At 49.4% G+C, this 17,138-nt stretch carries 16 protein-coding genes; 12 read left to right on the top strand and 4 right to left on the bottom strand.

Going from position 1 to position 17,138, the window contains the following annotated elements:
• Positions 1-10: 10 nt before the first annotated feature.
• The 5 genes from araD to I2D94_RS00335 are packed head-to-tail and all read left to right on the top strand — an operon-like array spanning position 11 to position 4,087.
• Entirely contained in the window at positions 11-706 is a 696-nt protein-coding gene (araD, locus tag I2D94_RS00315) for an L-ribulose-5-phosphate 4-epimerase (RefSeq protein ID WP_072683210.1), read from the top strand.
• Positions 693-1,553, top strand: coding sequence for an L-ribulose-5-phosphate 3-epimerase (locus tag I2D94_RS00320; RefSeq protein WP_229056700.1), 861 nt, complete (start codon positions 693-695; stop codon positions 1,551-1,553). Before araD ends, I2D94_RS00320 begins: the two co-directional genes overlap by 14 nt.
• The gene (locus tag I2D94_RS00325; RefSeq protein ID WP_195395205.1) at positions 1,546-2,364 is read left to right on the top strand and encodes an HAD family hydrolase; all 819 of its coding nucleotides are present in this window, start codon (positions 1,546-1,548) and stop codon (positions 2,362-2,364) included. Before I2D94_RS00320 ends, I2D94_RS00325 begins: the two co-directional genes overlap by 8 nt.
• On the top strand, positions 2,352-3,167 hold the full coding sequence (locus I2D94_RS00330; RefSeq protein WP_195395206.1) for a transketolase: 816 nt from the start codon (positions 2,352-2,354) through the stop codon (positions 3,165-3,167). The genes I2D94_RS00325 and I2D94_RS00330 overlap by 13 nt, the downstream gene beginning before the upstream one ends.
• Positions 3,164-4,087 (top strand): transketolase family protein, encoded by a 924-nt coding sequence (locus tag I2D94_RS00335; protein ID WP_195395207.1) that lies wholly within the window; start codon positions 3,164-3,166, stop codon positions 4,085-4,087. Before I2D94_RS00330 ends, I2D94_RS00335 begins: the two co-directional genes overlap by 4 nt.
• A 122-nt stretch (positions 4,088-4,209) precedes the next feature.
• Here I2D94_RS00335 and I2D94_RS00340 read toward each other — a convergent pair whose 3' ends face one another.
• Positions 4,210-4,890 (bottom strand): hypothetical protein, encoded by a 681-nt coding sequence (locus I2D94_RS00340; RefSeq protein ID WP_195395208.1) that lies wholly within the window; start codon positions 4,888-4,890, stop codon positions 4,210-4,212.
• 1 nt (position 4,891) lies between these two features.
• Positions 4,892-6,097 carry an FAD:protein FMN transferase gene (locus tag I2D94_RS00345; RefSeq protein ID WP_195395209.1) on the bottom strand — a complete coding sequence of 402 codons (1,206 nt, stop codon included), beginning with the start codon at positions 6,095-6,097 and terminating at the stop codon, positions 4,892-4,894.
• Between the two features lie 235 nt (positions 6,098-6,332).
• Between I2D94_RS00345 and I2D94_RS00350 the strand changes: the two genes are divergently transcribed.
• The 4 genes from I2D94_RS00350 to I2D94_RS00365 all read left to right on the top strand — a co-directional run bounded on the left by I2D94_RS00350 (position 6,333) and on the right by I2D94_RS00365 (position 10,539).
• Positions 6,333-7,082 (top strand): lipoprotein, encoded by a 750-nt coding sequence (locus I2D94_RS00350; protein ID WP_195395210.1) that lies wholly within the window; start codon positions 6,333-6,335, stop codon positions 7,080-7,082.
• Positions 7,083-7,105: 23 nt separating this feature from the next.
• Complete coding sequence (locus I2D94_RS00355) at positions 7,106-7,789, top strand: rhodanese-like domain-containing protein (protein ID WP_072683218.1); 684 nt, start codon at positions 7,106-7,108, stop codon at positions 7,787-7,789.
• 330 nt (positions 7,790-8,119) lie between these two features.
• The gene (locus tag I2D94_RS00360; protein WP_200798746.1) at positions 8,120-8,485 is read left to right on the top strand and encodes an Hpt domain-containing protein; all 366 of its coding nucleotides are present in this window, start codon (positions 8,120-8,122) and stop codon (positions 8,483-8,485) included.
• Complete coding sequence (locus tag I2D94_RS00365) at positions 8,485-10,539, top strand: diguanylate cyclase (RefSeq protein ID WP_229056701.1); 2,055 nt, start codon at positions 8,485-8,487, stop codon at positions 10,537-10,539. The genes I2D94_RS00360 and I2D94_RS00365 overlap by 1 nt, the downstream gene beginning before the upstream one ends.
• A gap of 299 nt (positions 10,540-10,838) precedes the next feature.
• Here I2D94_RS00365 and I2D94_RS00370 read toward each other — a convergent pair whose 3' ends face one another.
• Complete coding sequence (locus I2D94_RS00370) at positions 10,839-11,648, bottom strand: helix-turn-helix domain-containing protein (protein WP_072683219.1); 810 nt, start codon at positions 11,646-11,648, stop codon at positions 10,839-10,841.
• Positions 11,649-11,865: 217 nt separating this feature from the next.
• On the opposite strand from I2D94_RS00370, the gene I2D94_RS00375 reads away from it, so the two are divergent.
• The 3 genes from I2D94_RS00375 to I2D94_RS00385 all read left to right on the top strand — a co-directional run bounded on the left by I2D94_RS00375 (position 11,866) and on the right by I2D94_RS00385 (position 15,961).
• Positions 11,866-12,804, top strand: a complete 939-nt coding sequence (locus I2D94_RS00375) for an AEC family transporter (protein ID WP_195395211.1) — start codon at positions 11,866-11,868, stop codon at positions 12,802-12,804.
• 18 nt (positions 12,805-12,822) lie between these two features.
• On the top strand, positions 12,823-13,983 hold the full coding sequence (locus tag I2D94_RS00380; RefSeq protein ID WP_195395212.1) for a transglutaminase family protein: 1,161 nt from the start codon (positions 12,823-12,825) through the stop codon (positions 13,981-13,983).
• 622 nt (positions 13,984-14,605) lie between these two features.
• Entirely contained in the window at positions 14,606-15,961 is a 1,356-nt protein-coding gene (locus I2D94_RS00385) for an MATE family efflux transporter (protein ID WP_195395213.1), read from the top strand.
• 197 nt (positions 15,962-16,158) lie between these two features.
• Here I2D94_RS00385 and I2D94_RS00390 read toward each other — a convergent pair whose 3' ends face one another.
• A complete protein-coding gene (locus tag I2D94_RS00390) occupies positions 16,159-16,992 on the bottom strand; it encodes a MurR/RpiR family transcriptional regulator (protein WP_072683223.1) in 834 nt (277 codons plus the stop codon).
• Positions 16,993-17,138 lie beyond the last annotated feature (146 nt).

A 17,138-nucleotide genomic window follows, 5' to 3' on the forward strand; every position in this document is an offset into this window, starting at 1 on the left:
GAGAAAAGAAATGCTGGAACAATTAAAAAAGGAAGTTTATGAAGCAAATTTGCTTTTGCCGAAATATCAGCTGATTACCTTTACCTGGGGAAACGTCAGCGGCATTGACAGAGAACGCGGGTTGATTGTGATCAAACCCAGCGGCGTCGACTATCAGTCGATGCAGGCGGAGGATATGGTCGTCTGCGATTGGCAGGGTAAGGTGGTCGAAGGCCGATACAAACCGAGCAGCGATCTGATGACGCATCTTGAATTGTATCGGCACTTCACAACGATCGGCGGCGTTGTGCATACTCATTCGCAGAATGCGACGGCGTGGTGTCAGGCGGGGAAAGCAATCCCCGCGCTGGGGACAACGCATGGTGATTATTTCTATGGGCCGATTCCATGCACCCGTCTGATGAGCGAGGCGGAAATCCGTTCGGATTATGAGCTGAATACTGGAAAAGTGATTGTGGAAACTTTTGAAACGCAGCAGCTTGACGCTGCACAGATGCCGGGCGTTCTTGTTCAAAGCCATGGCCCGTTTACCTGGGGAGAAAGTCCGGGCGACGCTGTTCATAACGCAGTGGTTCTGGAAGAACTGGCAGAGATGGCATGGAAAACCCGGCTGATTAATTCCGAGGTTTCTTCGATGCAGCAGACGCTTCTTGACAAACATTATCTGCGCAAGCATGGACCAGGAGCTTACTATGGACAGAAATAAACCGTATCTGTTGGGAATGTACGAAAAGAGTATGCCGGCAGATCTGTCCTGGAAAGAAAAACTGGAAAACTGCCGGGCTTTTGGTTTTGACTGGCTTGAGATCAGCATTGATGAAACAGAGGCGAAATTAAGCCGTTTGGATTGGACGCCAGGCGAGCGTCAGGCGTTGATCAAAACGATGCAGGCGTGCGGTGTTCCGATTTCTACAATGTGCTTGTCAGGCCATCGCAAATACCCGTTAGGCTCGCTGAATCCAAAAGATCATCGGCGTTCGCTGGAAATTATGGAAAAAGCAATCGACCTTGCTTCCGACCTGGGTATCCGGCTGATCCAGCTGGCAGGCTATGACGTTTATTATGAGGAAGGCTCTGATCAAACTCGCCGCGAATTTATCAGGAATCTGTGCACGGCGGTCGGCATGGCGGCGAAAAAAGGCGTAATCCTGGGCTTTGAAACTATGGAAACACCGTTTATGGATACAGTGGAAAAAGCTATGGACTATGTTCAGCTTATCGACAGCCCTTATCTGGGAATCTATCCTGATATAGGAAATTTGACCAATGCTTCCCTGCTGTATCATGTTCCCGTCTGGAAGGATATTGAAAAAGGAAAAGGACATTTGTTTGCGGCGCACCTGAAAGAGACCCGTCCGGGAGTTTATCGGGAAGTGCCTTTTGGGACCGGACATACGAACTACCCGGAAGATCTGCGAAAACTGAAAGAGCTTGGGGTCCGGATGTTCACAGGCGAATTCTGGCATACCGAGCAAAATCCTGATTATCCGGAAATTTGCCGGCAAGCCGCGTGTTTTCTGCGCCGTCAGCTGGATGAAGTGTTCCATGATTAAATTGATTGTCTGTGATCTGGACGGTACGCTTCTTAACGACAGGAAACAGCTGGACAGTCAGATTCTTCCGGTGCTGGACGCTTTGCGAAAAAAGCATATTCTTTTTACTTTGGCCACCGGCAGGAATGAAGCGATTGCCAGGGATTATGTCGATCAGCTGGGCATTGAAATTCCTTATGCTGCGGATAACGGCGCCAATCTATATTGCCGCCATCGGTTATTGCAAAGTGAAAGCCTACAAAAAAAGGATTCAGAGTGGATCCTCACGCGGCTGATGGAAGAAGGGATTCCGTTTACTTTTTTTGATCAGCAATGCGGTTACAGCTTTTCCAGTTCAAAAAAGCTGAATGAAATCCGCGGTTTATTTTCAGGACGGTTAAAACTGAAACAGGTCAGAGAAAACGCGGTGTTTGCGGATGGGGATATTTATAAATTGACACTGGATTCGGCGGGATATCCACTTATTGAAAATCTGGTCCGGGAAGTAACAGAAAAATGTCCGAAGATTGCTTTTAAGCGGTCGGAAGATTCGTTGTATACGATAACGGCGGCGGGAACAAGCAAGGGGCAAGCGCTGAAAAGCATTGCCGGAGCGCTGAAGATCGAACTTTGCGATGTTTTGAGCATCGGCGATAATTTCAACGATATCGCCATGTTTGAAATCAGCGGACACAGTGTGGCGATGGGCAACAGTGATTCTCTGGTAAAGCAAAGCGCTGATGAAGTTACGCTATCCCATAATGAAAATGGCGTCAGTCAGTATCTGATCAAAAAACTATTAAATTCAAAGGAGGAATTATGGACGAGTTAATCAATCATGCCAAACATATTCGTCAGAATATCGTAAGGCAGGTGTATTTCGCAAAAAGCGGACATCCGGGCGGCAGCCTGAGCAGCGCTGATCTTCTGACTGCGCTGTATTTCAAAGTGATGGATATCAACGAACAGAATGTGAATTCGATAGACCGCGACCGGTTTGTCCTGAGCAAGGGCCATGCTTCGCCGCTGCTTTATGCGGTTCTGGCGGAAAAAGGATTGATTAATGATGCGGAATTAAATGGTTTCCGCACCTTGAATTCCAAATTGCAGGGACATCCGAATATGAACTATGTACCCGGGGTGGATATGTCGACCGGTTCGCTGGGTCAGGGGATATCCTGTGCTGTGGGCATGGCGCTGGCGAATAAACTGGATCAGAACGAACATCGTATTTATGTTCTGATCGGTGACGGTGAATCGGAAGAAGGTCAGGTCTGGGAAGCCTGCATGGCTGCCGCGCATTATCAGCTGGATAATTTATGCGTGATTTTAGACTATAACCATCTTCAGATTGACGGTGATCTTCAAGAAGTCATCAGTCCGGAACCATTTCAACCCAAGTTTGCGGCTTTTGGATTTCATACACTGGAGATCAACGGGCATTGCATGACGGAAATTCTGACAGCGTTGGACAAAGCGAAAACCTTGAAAGGCAAACCAACGGTCATTATCGCTCATACTGTAAAAGGCAAAGGTGTTTCGTTTATGGAAAAGAAAGCGGCCTGGCATGGGACCGCGCCTGATGCCGCGCAATACAGTCAGGCAATGCAGGAATTAGGAGGTAAAACAGAATGAATACCGCAACCCGGGAAGCTTATGGCCGTGCGCTCGCAGAACTGATTGTTGAAAAAAAGGATATCGTGGTGCTGGATGCGGATTTAACGAAATCGACAAAGACGATTGAGGCGAAGAAAGCGTGTCCTCAGCGGCATTTTAATATGGGCATTGCGGAAGGAAACATGATGTCGGTCGCGGCCGGTCTGGCGGCCAGCCGCAAGGTTGTCTATGCTTCCAGTTTTGCCATGTTTGCGGCAGGCAGGGCTTTTGAACAAATTCGCAACAGTATTTGTTATCCGAATCTGAATGTAAAAATCTGCGCTACGCATGCAGGCATCAGTGTCGGCGAAGACGGCGCTTCGCATCAGGCGATTGAAGATCTGGCCTTGATGCGTGCTTTGCCGAATATGAAGGTTTTCCAGCCTTGCGACGCCCGTGAAACCGAAGCTGTGATCAAAGCTGTTTATCATCTTGATGGTCCTTGTTATGTGCGGCTGGGCAGGCTGGCGGTCGAAGATGTTTACGACGACAGCTATCAATTTGAATATGGGAAGGGCATCGTATTGAGAAAAGGTGTGAAGACGGCAATTCTTTGCAGCGGACTGATGGTTCAGGAAAGTCTGAAAGCTGTCTTGAAGATGACTGAGATCACGCCGACGGTAATCAATCTGCCTACGATTAAACCGATAGATGAAGCGTTGATTATCGAAACCGCAAGGTCACATGAAGTGATCGTAACGGTTGAGGAGCACAGCGTCATCGGCGGGTTGGGCAGCGCCGTAGCCGAGGTGCTTTCGCCGCTGGGACTTCCTTGCCGGCATTATCGTTTGGGAATGCAGGATGTTTTTGGACGCAGCGGAACACCTGCGGCTCTGCTTGACTATTACGGATTGGACGCCCGGCATATTCAGGCTTTTGTAGAAAACGTATCTCGTTAGTGTTTTTTCTTTGAAATCAATCAATTTCAATCCCATGATTTCCAGGCATCATGGGATTTTTATAAGAATAAAAAAGCATCGGCGTTCCTGATGCTTTTTTATCAAAAAGGTATTTATCCAGCTTACTCGTCTAAGATCGGCGTCAGCGATTCATTCCAGACAAACTGACTGGCAACAGTATAGACGTTTGTTCCCGGCACATGATATTTCGCATCCGGATAATCCTTGTAAGCAATGATATTGCCCATGCCGTTGGAGAACGTGCCGGCATTATACAGCTGCGATCCATCATAGCCCAGCTGCTCTAACAGGCAGATCGTGTACGCCGCTTCCACCCCGGCGGTGGAGATGAAGACGATCGGCTGATCCTGAGGAAACAGGTCGCGGACAAGACTTTCCGATTCTTCATAATTAGGGAAGAAGCTGCCGACGTCACCCATCTGCGCAATCACCTTGCCGTTGTCATCCCGAACTTTCGTCATCCGATATAAGACGTTGTCCTCGCGCTGATAATCAACCAGTACGCCGTAAAACGGAATGTTGACAAACCCGGCGACAGAGCCTTCCTCAGCCAGCTGCGCTGGGGAACGCAAGTCAAAGTAGAGCACGTCGTCAAGAAACAGATAGTCGTCCAAATTGGTGGGGCTGATCGGCGAATCGCTCATCAGCGCACTTTGCGGATTGGATTTTTCGGGCAGTGCGGAGGGCGTGGGCGTCTCTGACGGCACGGGCGGCGTTTGCGGTTTTGCGCATCCGCTTATCCATAAAAGACAGAGTCCTGCAAGCAAAATTTTATATTTCATTTTATTCACCTCGTTGAATTTCAAATTCGACAGTTTCCGGAAGCGGAAGGGACGTCAGGCGGCGTTGTTCCATGCCTTCGCTGACGGTGAGCTTTAAGTGCTCTTCGGCCTGCTCACACCAGGCATAATCAATGCCAAGCTGCGCTTTGTCTTCAAACCGGCGGATCATCGCGCGGCGCTGGAGGGGGTCTTCTATATTATAAAGGACAGTACTCAAAACATCCAGCGTTCCCGCCTGATCAGCGGCGCTCAACGTTACGCTGCGCAGCCAGTTTTCGCTGTATCCGGTGCGGGGATTGAGAATGTGATGGCGGCGAATCTGTTGATCGCCGTTTTGGATCAGAAAATAATTCTGGTCGTCGGCTGACGTCGAAACGACGCCCTGACGCAAGGTGAAGGCATAGAGCAGCGAAGCCTGACCGGAGGGATCGCGCACGCCGATCTTCCAGGCGTATGGCGCATCTTCCGGTGACCAGGCGATGATGGAACTGTTTCCGGCGTCCAGCAGAAAGGGGGTGTTCAACGGCTTCAGAGCGGCGGCCAGCTGATCGAGAATGTAGCCCTTGGCCATCGCCCCCAGACTGATTTCAAGCGCTCCTGAGCACGCCCCCGGTTCAAAGCGGACAGTCATCGCCTGAAAATCCAGCTGAATCACTTCGCTCAGTTTACCAGCTTCAGGCAGACAGCCGACGATTGCGCTGAGTGCTTCGGGATTCGGATCGGTATTCTCGGTGGGAAACGGCGCGAATTTGGGTTCCCACAATTCGCTCAGCGCTCCCAGCAGGGGATGGAACAAACCGTCGCTCAGCTGCGATAATTCGATTGCGCTTGTGAGCATTGCGGCAAGTTCAGGTTCGATCGGAATCGTTTCGCCGGGATGGTCATTGATATAAGCAACGTTGTGCAGCAGATTTCCCTGATCGTCGAGATAGCTGTGATGGGAGTCTGCCAGTTTGTGCCATTGGGGTAATTGAGCTTCGACGATCGCCGTCGCTTCCTCCAGCGTTTTCGGATCCGTCATGGTCAGCTGGATTGTCGTATTGAGCGGAAGAACGAGATTTCCCTCGCTGTCCGTTAAAACGTCAAAATAATTTGTGAAAGTTTTTTCTTCGTCGTTTTCAACGGAAACGTCTTTCTGACACCCGGGAAACAGGCTTAAACAAAGGAAAATTATTGAAAAAGAAAGTAATTTCTGAAAAAAATTCAAGATTTGAACCTCCTTGACCGGAGCTCTGTGAAAGGATGTAACAACTTCCCCAGTTGTTTTCCACAGGCCGAGTTGTTATAATAATAACATATTAAAGTGTCTTACGCACAGTGATTATCCAAAGTGAAAAAGCAGCGTTCATCCAGGACTGCTTTTCGTCTGTGCACGGTGCCGGGAACATCGTCAGGACGCTTTAATACTGTTTCAGGGAGTTTATAAAACAAGGAGGGAATTCATGAAAAAAGTTTGGGCAATTCTTCTGTCCTCTCTGATGGTGCTGACGTTAACGGCTTGCGGCAACAGCGGCAGCGGAACGCAGACGCCAACTCAGGGAACTGAGGGCGGTTCATCCACCCCATGCACAGCGGAGGGTGAAATCACGCTTGACAGCATTAACGAGTATCTGAACACAAGCGCCGACATGGGCGAAGGTTCGATGGCAAACGTCGTTGCGGTCGTACCGATCAGCCATATCAATGGTCCGCGTGAAGAAACCGATTTCTATGCCTTCGTCAATTTCAAGTATAAGGCGAGAAATTACATCAAGTATCAGATCACGTATTTGTCCTGCACCTGCCGCTCGGCGGATGTCAATTACTGGATGACAGCGTATGTTGAACTGACATTGCCGGAAAGCAAGAAGCTGGACGACGCGCAGGTTCGTTTCCTGTCGTTTGACCGCGACAGCGCCGATAAGTACACGGCGGGTTTCTGGGGCGACAGCAATCCGACCCCGGCGGGAGCGACTTACGACATGTTCAAGGCGGAATACATCCCGTATTTCATCGACAAGGACTATGCTTACATTAAGACGCTGAGCACGGTCGACGATATCGCAGCGGAAGATTACACTGCCGGCGAAGGCCGCGAAGGGCTGACGCTGGATACGTTCACCGGGTCTTCGGTTTCATCCAACAACATCATCAGAATGCTGAACGCGCTGATGGAATATCACGGCACTGACGATTATTTCAGCGCTGAATAAAAAAGGGAAAGAGGAAAAATCCAATGAAAAAGTTATTTGCGATCGCTCTGTCTGTTCTGCTTCTGGCCGGCTGCGCTTCCGCACCGCAGGAATGCCCGCCATGCGCAACTCCGGACGCGGCTGAACCAACGACGGCTGCTCCGGCACCGCTGCCTGAACCACGCGATACGACGAAGACCTACAAGCCTTCCAAGGATGCGGCGGATGAAGCCTGCACCGCGGAAGTCTGGGCTACCGGCTGCTCCAGCATCAACGTTGACAATCTGACGGAATACCTGAACCGCGACGATGTTCTGTACATCGACCTGCGCGATTACAACGACTATGCGAAAAAGCATCTGAGAAACTTTGAAGTTATTCCGTACTTTGCGCTGATTTTTGACGAAGCCGCAGGCACGGAAGGCAAGCCGCAGCTGTATGGCGGAACGCTGGAAGAACCAGTCGCTACGTATGAAGAATCCGCAGCACTGTTAGAAGCCATGTTCCCGAAGGATAAGACAATCTTCTTAATGTGCCAGTCCGGCGGACGTGTCGCCCAGATGATGAAGCTGATGAATTCCTTAGGCTACGACATGAGCAAGATCTACAATGTCGGCGGCATGGGCCAGTTCACAGATTCCAAGTTTGCCCCATATACGACGGACAACGCGGAAATCGTTCTGGAAGCGACCTATTCGTTTGAAGGCCTGACACCGGCTACGAAATAAGCACTTTTTAAACGCAAGGAAGCAGCGCCGAATTCAGCGCTGCTTTTTTTGCGCCGTTTTTACCAATTCTGGCCGACTGTGCCCGTTGTGTACGCCGCTCCAACAATGGTATAATAACAATGTTTTTATAACCCGCCGGCCGCATGGAAACAGGCCGGTTTATTAACAAATACAGAGGAAAACAACGATGGTCTTGATCAGAAGAGGCTCTGATTCCAAGGCAGATTCCAGCATGTTTTCCAAGATCCGGCACGCTGGGGCCGGGCGTTTTGACCGTTGTGATGAGCGGTGAAACGTGGAAGCTTCAAAAAAGAAGGAGGAAATCATCTCATGATGACTGTCGAACAATGCTATACTCAGCTCGGCGGCGATTACGCGGATATTACTCGGCGGATGGGAACGGACGAACGGGTGATAAAATTTCTGGGTATGCTTTTGCGGGACAACTCGTTTGAACAACTGAAAACGGCGCTGGAAAAGGAAGACTATGGGACGGCCTTCCGTGCGGCGCATACTCTGAAGGGAGTGCTGCTGAATTTAAGCCTGACGTCCCAGGCCAAGGTGATCAGCGAATTAACAGAGGTTCTGCGTCCGCAGCAGGCGAATGATCAGATCGGACCGCTGTTTGAAAAAGCGAAGGCTGCCTACGCGGAACTGACGATGGGGATTGAAGCGCTGCTGGGAAAGAATGAATAATGATGAAAGCTCGCGATAAAGTATTGATCGTTGATGATTCTGATATCAACCGGTCGCTGCTGGCCGATATGCTGGCGCAGGATTACGAGTTGTTGGAAGCGGCGAACGGATTGGAAGCCGTCACGATCATGAGTCAGCAATACAATGAAATTTCATTGGTCTTGTTAGACATCGTGATGCCGATGATGGATGGCTTCGAGGTGCTGGCTTCCATGAATAAGGCCGGGTATATTGATCATATCCCGGTGATTATGATTTCTGCGGAAACCTCCTCCGCTTATATTGATCATGCCTACGATCTGGGCGCGGCGGAATATATCAGCCGGCCGTTTGACGAGAAAACGGTCAAGCGGCGTGTGAAGAATACAATAATGCTGTATGCCAAACAGAAGTATCTGGAAAACATGGTTACTGAGCAGCTGCTGGAAAAAGAAAAAAACAACCTGGTGATGGTTGAAATATTAAGTCATATCGTCGAGTTTCGAAATGGCGAAAGCGGACTGCACGTCATGCATATCCGCGTCATTACGGAAGCACTGCTGAAACAGCTGTGTCGGATGACGGACCGCTACAACCTTACCACGGAACAGATTGCGATGATCTCCAATGCTTCCGCATTGCACGACATCGGGAAAATTTCAATTCCCGAGTCAATTCTGAACAAACCGGGGAAACTGACGCCTCAGGAATACGCTGTGATTAAAACCCACAGTGCGATCGGCGCGGAAATGCTGGAAAAAATTCACTATTTTGAAACGGAAAAGCTTGTGCAGGTGGCCCGGGATATTTGCCGGTGGCATCATGAACGGTATGACGGCCGCGGTTATCCGGACGGACTGAAGGGGGAAGAAATTCCGATTTCTGCTCAGGTTGTTTCCCTGGCGGATGTCTACGACGCTCTGGTCAGCGTCCGTGTATACAAAGCGGCTTATACGCATGAAGAAGCGATGCAGATGATTTTCAACGGGGAATGCGGCACCTTTAATCCTTTGTTGCTTGAATGTCTGAAGGAAGCCGGCCCGACATTAAAGAAGGAACTGAAAATTCGCTCGCTTTCCGGCGCCTCCCGGATTGAGCTGCAGGATATGGCGCGGAACCTGATTCAAAGCGGCAATGCCTCCAACCGAACTCTGGCATTGCTGGAACAGGAACGGACGAAATATCAGTTCTTTGCTTCGATGTCCAAGGAAATTCAATTTGAATATAATTTCCACTCCGATTTGTTAAGCATCTCCGAATGGGGTTCAGCCCAGTTGGGCATCAACGAAGTGATCATGCATCCGCTGAAGGATTCGCAGATTCTCAATTTGTTCGACAGCGCAGATTTTAATGATTTCCTGACAAAGATTCGCACGGCAGAGCCGGAGAATCCCATTCTCAGCGGCACTTATCCGTTAAACATTAAGGGTGTTTCACGGTGGTTTAAGGTTGTTGCGCGGCCATTATGGGTGATGGAGGAATCTTCAGAGCTCACCGGGGTGATCGGTAAATTCATTGATGTGCATGATGAACAGATAGAACTGGATCAGCTGAAGCAGATGGCAAAAATTGATTCCCTGACGGGGTTGTACAACCGGGCTTACGCGAAGCGGGCACTGGATACGATCTTGAACACCGGGGGCCATGCGAGTCAGAATTTTGCGCTGCTGGTCTTCGATATCGACTTTTTCAAGAGCGCGAATGATGAATACGGCCACCTGTTCGGTGATCAGGTGCTGGCCAACATCGCCCGCCGGATACAGGCGAATGTGCGCAAATCGGATATTTCTGCCCGGATCGGCGGAGATGAGTTTCTGATCTTTATGGAATACAAGGATCATCTGGAACAGATGATTGAACGGATCTTTCAGGCGCTCAATGGCAGCTATCAGGGCTATGATATTACGGTCAGTATGGGCGTCGCCTGTTTTCCGCAGGACGGACTGGATTATCTGACGTTGTTCCATCATGCCGATCAGGCGCTGTACGCCGCAAAACGCCGCGGCCGCCGGCAGTATTGTCTGTATGAGAGTTCGATGCAGGATTTATTGACCGGGGTATCGGCTGAGGCTTAAGCGAGGGGCCAGAGGAATATCAGGATCCCGGCCGGATATCCGAATAGTCAAATTAAAAAAGAATGAAAAAGAGCGGTTTTCTCAGGTTCTTACTCGGTTTCGGGTAGACATAGAATATCCATACAAAGAAGCAGGCAGGATAAAGCGTTAAATGAAGCTTTATCCTGCCTGACGTTTTCTTTGCCCAATTTCGAGTAAGAACCTTTCTCAAACGACCGCTTTTTTTTATCAGCGTTCTTTTAGTCAGGCAGGGCTTGAAAATAAAAAAGGAAGCCGCGCTTCCTGTTGAAGAATGAGAATTAATCTTTGATATTTAACAGTTTGCGATAAGCTCCGGAGGTCATGCCGGCGTCGATGAAATTGCCGACGCTGATTGCGATGAAGGGAAACAAAACAACGCAGTTGACGTCATATTCGCCATACAGGCCGTTCAGCATGAGCATCAGACTGACGCCGAAGATGATCAACGAAACGCCTACCACAATTTTTCGCGTGAACGTTTTCTGATACCGCTCGTAATCCGCCTGAAGATCGCAGATTAGCTCCCCGCTTAAATGGAAGTTCTGCTTTTCGATCTTTTCGATCTCCTGATAATCCATTCCGTTTTTGACCAGCAGCCCGACGCCGATCGCGATAAAGAACATCATGATCGCCACGCCCAGATCATTGTCAATCGCGATTACCGGCATGACTCCGCACAGGATAAAACCGACGCCGACGCTGATCCAGCGGGAAAAGCGCTGGTTGAGATCCAGATAGCGTTCTACCGTGTCGCGGTCTGTGGTGTAGGCGAAGCGTCCGATCAGGGAATCCTCTTCATGGATATCGTCCGGCAGCGTGACCGTGGAACGGGTTTCTTCCATCCAAGCCTGTTCTTCTTCTTCCAGCGGTTTAAAAGACGCCGGCTGTTGCCGGGTTTCCTTCATCAGTTCATCCAGAGAAATCCCCAGCAGGTCGCTGAGCTGGATCAGCTTCTCGACTTCCGGATAGCCTTGTCCGCTTTCCCATTTGGACACCGCCTGACGGGAAACGTTGAGTTCAAAAGCCAGCTGTTCCTGAGAAAAACCAACTTCTTTTCTTCTTTTTTGAAGTTTTTGCGCAAAATTCATGCGTGCTCACCAACCTTACATTGTTGCCTTCATTGTATTCGAAAATGAACAGGAAATCTACCAAGTTGTGTTTGCGTTTGCGGGCAACTTTAAGTTGCGGGCTTAAAAGTAAGGAAAACAGCGGCAAATTTACCATATTTTTTCTCTTTGAAAATTTCTGTCTGGACAAAAGGTTCGGTTGTTTTACAATGAGGGGGTAGAGAGCGGGGGTTTTTCCATGGAGAGTTTAATTTTGTCCCTCAACGTCGTGCTGCCGTTGTTATTTCTGATCTTGGTGGGGCAGGGTGTGCGGCGGTTGAAATTGTGCGATGAACGGACGTTAAAACAAATGAATCAGCTGGTTTTTAAATTATTTCTGCCCTGTACCTTGTTTAATAATATCTTATCGACAGATTTGAAAACGGTGCTGCAGCCGCAGTTATTGATGTATGCGGCGGTCTGCGTCTTGATCGCCTGCGGTGCGGGCTGGCTGATCATGCCGCGGATTACAGCCGATCCGCGCAAACAGGGCGTCATGATCATGAATACGTACCGGAGTAATGCCGTGTTGTTCGGCATGCCGATCGTGCAGCTGATCTATGGGGATTCGCAGTTAGGCGTCATGTCGATGTTGATCGCAGTGATTGTCCCTTTATTTAATATTCTGTCAGTGATTGTATTGGAATCCTTCCGTGGCGGGAAAGCGCGCTTATCCAGACTGGTTGGAGGGATTGTGACCAATCCGCTGATCATCGCGTCAGCGCTGGGGTTACTTTGCTTGTTTTCCGGGGTTCATCTGTGGAAGCCGATCGCGTCGGTAATCGGTGATATGGGCAAGGTATCCACGCCGCTGGCGTTGATTATTCTGGGAGCGGGCTTCCAGCCGGAACGCGTCGCTGACAATCGAAAAGAACTGATCGCCTCGGTTTCCGCCCGGCTGATCTGGACGCCGCTGGCGGCGCTGGGCTGCGCGGTGCTGCTGGGGATTCGCGGAGTGGCGTTAGTCAGTCTGCTGGCGATTTTTGCCTCGCCCAATGCGGTGTCTTCCTATTCGATGGCCGAAGGAATGGGCAGCGACAGCGAACTGGCGAGTCAGGGCTTATTGTTAAGCACCGTGTTCTGCATCCCGACGATCTTTCTGTGGGTTTTCTGTTTCAGTCAGTGCGGCTGGATTTAACGCGGGGAGGGAACCATTATGCGTATTTGTTTTCAGACCGATCCCCGGTTTTGTCCGGATCTTCAGCTTGAGCATCAGCGGGTGCTTGCCACAGTCCCGGCTGCCGCAAATTCAGACTGGATGGAATTGACCGTTGAGGTTCAGTCCTGGAATCCAGAACAATTTGCCCGGCAGCTTCAGCGCGTGCCGGCAGGCTTTGAACGCTTCAGGCAGGCGCAGAATTATGAAAGCGAAATTCCCGGATTGACTGACATGGCAGCGGAAATAAGCCGGCGGACGCTGGATCCGGTGGAATGGACTTTGGCCGCGATGACTTTAGTTCAGCAGCGGATGGCTTACGATCCAAATCTGGCGTTGGCCTATGATCAGGGAAGGAAAACAGGTCTTTCTTTATCCGAAGCCTGGATTAAAGGGAAAGGAACCTGCCGGGAATTTGCGATGGCGATGGCCGCGCTTTGTCAGGCGCAGGGCATTCCTGTACGCTTTGTGCAGGGAATCAGCGCTTGCGGCCAGCTGCATTGCTTTAATGAGATTGACTTGTATCCCTTAGGCTGGCTGCCGGTTGACGTTCAGGCAGGAATGCTCGGACAGTGGGGCAATCTTGCAGTGCTGCGAATTGCGGAAAAGATAGAGGATTTGCCAATGCCTTGCGAAGTAAAAATCAGGGGAATCAAGCCGCTTGTGATGCAGAGCGACCGTCAGGTCTATCTGAAATTGAAGAAACTGCCGGATGAGGTGGAAGGTTCGGGACAATTTCTTTTGCGACAATGGGTTGGAAAAGCAGGCGTTCGCTGCTTTCTTCATCTTACTTCCGAGCTGGAACAGAACGAAAAGCTTCAGGGGTTGTCCGATCGGGTGTTTTCGATAGTCAGCGTATTTTCAAGGGAAAATCACTGGATGAAGGTAGGAGAAGCTTTCAATGCCGCGGTGCTTCCAAGAATGGAAATACTTTGCCGTCAGCTGAAGAATAACGACATCCGCGCCCGGCTGGCCGCCGGGATAAACTGCAATTCCCAAACAGCGGCGGTCTGGGTGGAAATTGCGGTTTCTGAAACCTTGTGGGCCAAATTGGACCTGGCGAAAAAAACACTCGATTTTAAACCGGAGTGGGTACGCCTGGTGCAGGCTCGTTCGGTCGCTTCCTTACTCGCAAAGTTGAAGGCAACGCTTGGAAGCTAAGATTGTGGGGAACCCCCTTTAACTCTCAGAAAAGCAAATTAAAAATATTGCCCGCAGCTTTAAGGCTCTTATTCAGTGTCTGGGGCTGGTTTGGCATTTTTATAGAAAGAAGCAGGCGGTATAAAGCGTTATGGAAAGAAATAATACCTCCTAAAGTGGTTTGGTTATTTACCTTATCTGCGTGAGAGGGTTCATATCAGAAAGCTTTGTACTCCCTGCCTTTTTATCTTGACTGAGTTTGGAAAAGAAGCGGGTTCAGAGTGGTTCAGTCTATGCTCCAAATTTTATGGAGCAGGCTGTCTTCGCATCGGATGTCAGATATGCCCCTGTGACAGCGGGGGAAAACCCGATTCTCCGCGTCTTCCACTGCCGTTAAGCTTGTTTTTGTCGTTTTATCCCCTTACCGATCAGTTTATTGACAAAAAAGGCGGAAAAGAAGAAATCATCCGTGTTCCGGAATCCTTTTTCACATTCTTATTCAGGAAACGTTGACATAAAGCGCGGAGTTCGACTATAATGACACTGTTCATCGGAGGGGAAATCACAAATGTGGTTTGCTGGATAAGATGGCTGACTGAAACGTCAGTGTCTTATCCTTTTTTGATTGATGGGAGGTTTCTGGATGAGAGCAGAATTTGCGAGCGGCAAAATTTTAGCGCCGTTGATGAAATTTACCGTGCCGATCATGATCGCGCTGATCCTGCAGGCGCTCTATGGCGCGGTTGACTTGTTAGTCGTCGGCCAGTTCGCTTCGCCGGAGGCGGTCTCGGCCGTCGCGACAGGCAGTCAGGTCATGCACTCGATGATGGTGATCATCACCGGACTGGCAATGGGCATCACCGTGCTGATCGGTCAGCAGTTCGGCCGGGGTGAACCGGAAAAAGTAGGGCAGACAGTGGAAAGCGGCGTCTTTCTGTTCGGCTGTCTGGCGATCATCCTGACCGCTGTCATGTTGGCCGCGACGCCGGCATTGGTTACGTTAATGCAGGCACCGGCTGAAGCGGTCGCGTTTACGAATCAATATGTTCTGATCTGTTCCGGAGGAATTCTGTTTATTGCCGCCTACAATACGCTGGGCAGTATCTTCCGCGGTTTGGGCGATGCACGCACGCCGTTGTTAGCGGTAGCGATTGCCTGTGCTGCGAATATCGTGCTCGACCTGTTGTTCGTCGCGGGCTTTAAAATGGGAGCGGCCGGCGCGGCGCTGGCAACGGTGATGGCACAGGCGGCCAGTGTGGTTTTGTCGCTCGCTGTGGTTGCACGTCAGGGCCTGCCGTTTCCGTTTTCATGGCGGCGGATCCGGTTTCATGGGGAAACCGTTAAAGAAATCGTCAAGCTGGGCGCACCGGTCGCACTGCAGGATCTGTTAGTCAGCATTTCTTTTTTGGCGATCACGGCGATTGTGAATCAGCTGGGCGTCATTGCCTCGGCCGGAGTCGGCGTCGCGGAGAAGGTCTGCACATTTATCCTGTTGGTGCCTTCGGCTTATGCGCAATCCATTTCCGCTTATGTCGCGCAGAACATCGGCGCGAACCAGCCGCAGCGGGCAAAACGGGGAATGGTTTACGGAATCGCTACTTCATTGTTATTCGGTGTCTTCATGAGTTATTTTGCGTTTTTCCACGGCAATCTGCTTTCCGGATTATTTGCCCGTGATCCACAGGTTATTCTGGCGGCTGCGGATTATTTAAAAGCCTATGCGATCGACACGCTGCTGGTGTCGTTTATGTTCTGCTTTGTCGGCTATTTCAACGGCTGCGGCAAGACGACCTTCGTCATGTTTCAGGGATTGATCGGCGCGTTCTGCGTGCGAATTCCCGTTTCCTATCTGGCAAGTAAACTGGTTCCGGTCACCTTGTTCAAGATCGGTCTGGCCACGCCGTGTTCCACCTTTGTTCAGATCATCCTGTGCGTCCTTTATTTTCTCTGGCTGGGGCGGAAAGAGAAAATGAGTTTGAAACAAGCGGAAGTCAGATAAAACTGAAAGAATTAAAGTATAAAGTCTGACAGCGCTGCAAACATAAGTCAGAATGCGGATAGATCTTACGTTCAACTGTTAAAAAAATGAAGCTTTCAGCAAGCCGCAAGCTTCATTTTTTTGTTATTCATTTCTTTATGGATGGCAGACGGGAAGTCCAGGACTTTCTCTTATCGAGAAGAGCCGGGTTAGCACGTTTAGCCGTTATATTTATAATCCAATAATTTTTCGGATTGAGTGATGATTTTTTCATAATGCTCGAAATCCGTCTTATACAAATTTAAGTAGATCATATCTAAAAGACAAAGTTGGGAACACCGCAGCGTCATTGCGTTAAGGCGGGTATTCGTTTCATAATTCACCGTTTTCAACACGATATCCGAGTAACCATGAAGCCGGTTCTTCTGGATTCGCGTCATTGAAATCACCGTCACGTTCTGATGGCCGGCAATCCGCGCAGCTTTTAAAATCTCCGGCGTTTCTCCTGATTCCGAGATCAAAAACAAAACATCCTGCGGCCCGAATTGACTCAGCATCGAAAAAATGATATGCGAATTGGCGCTGCAAAAAGAATCCAGGCCCATTTTCAGCCACTGATTGGAAATGTACTCGGCGAATAAGTTCGAGTTGCCAAACCCGAAAACAATGATTTTTCGCGCTTTTCTCAGTGCGGAAACCGTCTGATCAATGACTTGCGGCGGGTTGAATTCAAGAGTCAGCTGCGCCATTTTCTGATACTGCTGGATGATCTTCTGATTGGTCGACGAAGTTCCCTCGTTGACGACAATTTCCTCTTTCACTTTTTCTTCCGTGAGTGAAGTCGACAGGTCTTCCAACAATTCCCGAAAACTGCGGTAGCCTAATTTTTTAGAAAACCGGATGATCGTGGACTGGCCGATATTCAGCCTGTCCGCAAGCTGATACGACGTAAAACTGCGGGCTTCCAGCGAATGATTCTGAAAGAAATCCGCAATGATTTTTTCGGTCTGCGTTAATTCATTCCGAACTTGTTTTAATTTTTCCTGATACATGAAATCACCTCGGTTGTATAAATCTATTATACATAACCTGGAAAAAAATAACAATTTAAAATTTCACAAATGACTTGGCAAGTCATAACAAAATAATTTATTTTAAAATTAATGACTTAATTTTGTTGACAAAAAACAACGTTTTC

The sequence above is a fragment of the Holdemania sp. 1001302B_160321_E10 genome, assembly GCF_015552275.1.
Taxonomy (GTDB): domain Bacteria; phylum Bacillota_I; class Bacilli_A; order Erysipelotrichales; family Erysipelotrichaceae; genus Holdemania.

Excerpts from the sequence above, each read along its gene's own strand:
- araD (WP_072683210.1), top strand. The coding sequence starts at position 11 with ATGCTGGAACAATTAAAAAAGGAAGTTTATGAAGCAAATTTGCTTTTG.
- I2D94_RS00320 (WP_229056700.1), top strand. The coding sequence starts at position 693 with ATGGACAGAAATAAACCGTATCTGTTGGGAATGTACGAAAAGAGTATG.
- I2D94_RS00325 (WP_195395205.1), top strand. The coding sequence starts at position 1,546 with ATGATTAAATTGATTGTCTGTGATCTGGACGGTACGCTTCTTAACGAC.
- I2D94_RS00330 (WP_195395206.1), top strand. The coding sequence starts at position 2,352 with ATGGACGAGTTAATCAATCATGCCAAACATATTCGTCAGAATATCGTA.
- I2D94_RS00335 (WP_195395207.1), top strand. The coding sequence starts at position 3,164 with ATGAATACCGCAACCCGGGAAGCTTATGGCCGTGCGCTCGCAGAACTG.
- I2D94_RS00340 (WP_195395208.1), bottom strand. The coding sequence starts at position 4,890 with ATGAAATATAAAATTTTGCTTGCAGGACTCTGTCTTTTATGGATAAGC.
- I2D94_RS00350 (WP_195395210.1), top strand. The coding sequence starts at position 6,333 with ATGAAAAAAGTTTGGGCAATTCTTCTGTCCTCTCTGATGGTGCTGACG.
- I2D94_RS00355 (WP_072683218.1), top strand. The coding sequence starts at position 7,106 with ATGAAAAAGTTATTTGCGATCGCTCTGTCTGTTCTGCTTCTGGCCGGC.
- I2D94_RS00360 (WP_200798746.1), top strand. The coding sequence starts at position 8,120 with ATGATGACTGTCGAACAATGCTATACTCAGCTCGGCGGCGATTACGCG.
- I2D94_RS00365 (WP_229056701.1), top strand. The coding sequence starts at position 8,485 with ATGATGAAAGCTCGCGATAAAGTATTGATCGTTGATGATTCTGATATC.
- I2D94_RS00370 (WP_072683219.1), bottom strand. The coding sequence starts at position 11,648 with ATGAATTTTGCGCAAAAACTTCAAAAAAGAAGAAAAGAAGTTGGTTTT.
- I2D94_RS00375 (WP_195395211.1), top strand. The coding sequence starts at position 11,866 with ATGGAGAGTTTAATTTTGTCCCTCAACGTCGTGCTGCCGTTGTTATTT.
- I2D94_RS00380 (WP_195395212.1), top strand. The coding sequence starts at position 12,823 with ATGCGTATTTGTTTTCAGACCGATCCCCGGTTTTGTCCGGATCTTCAG.
- I2D94_RS00385 (WP_195395213.1), top strand. The coding sequence starts at position 14,606 with ATGAGAGCAGAATTTGCGAGCGGCAAAATTTTAGCGCCGTTGATGAAA.
- I2D94_RS00390 (WP_072683223.1), bottom strand. The coding sequence starts at position 16,992 with ATGTATCAGGAAAAATTAAAACAAGTTCGGAATGAATTAACGCAGACC.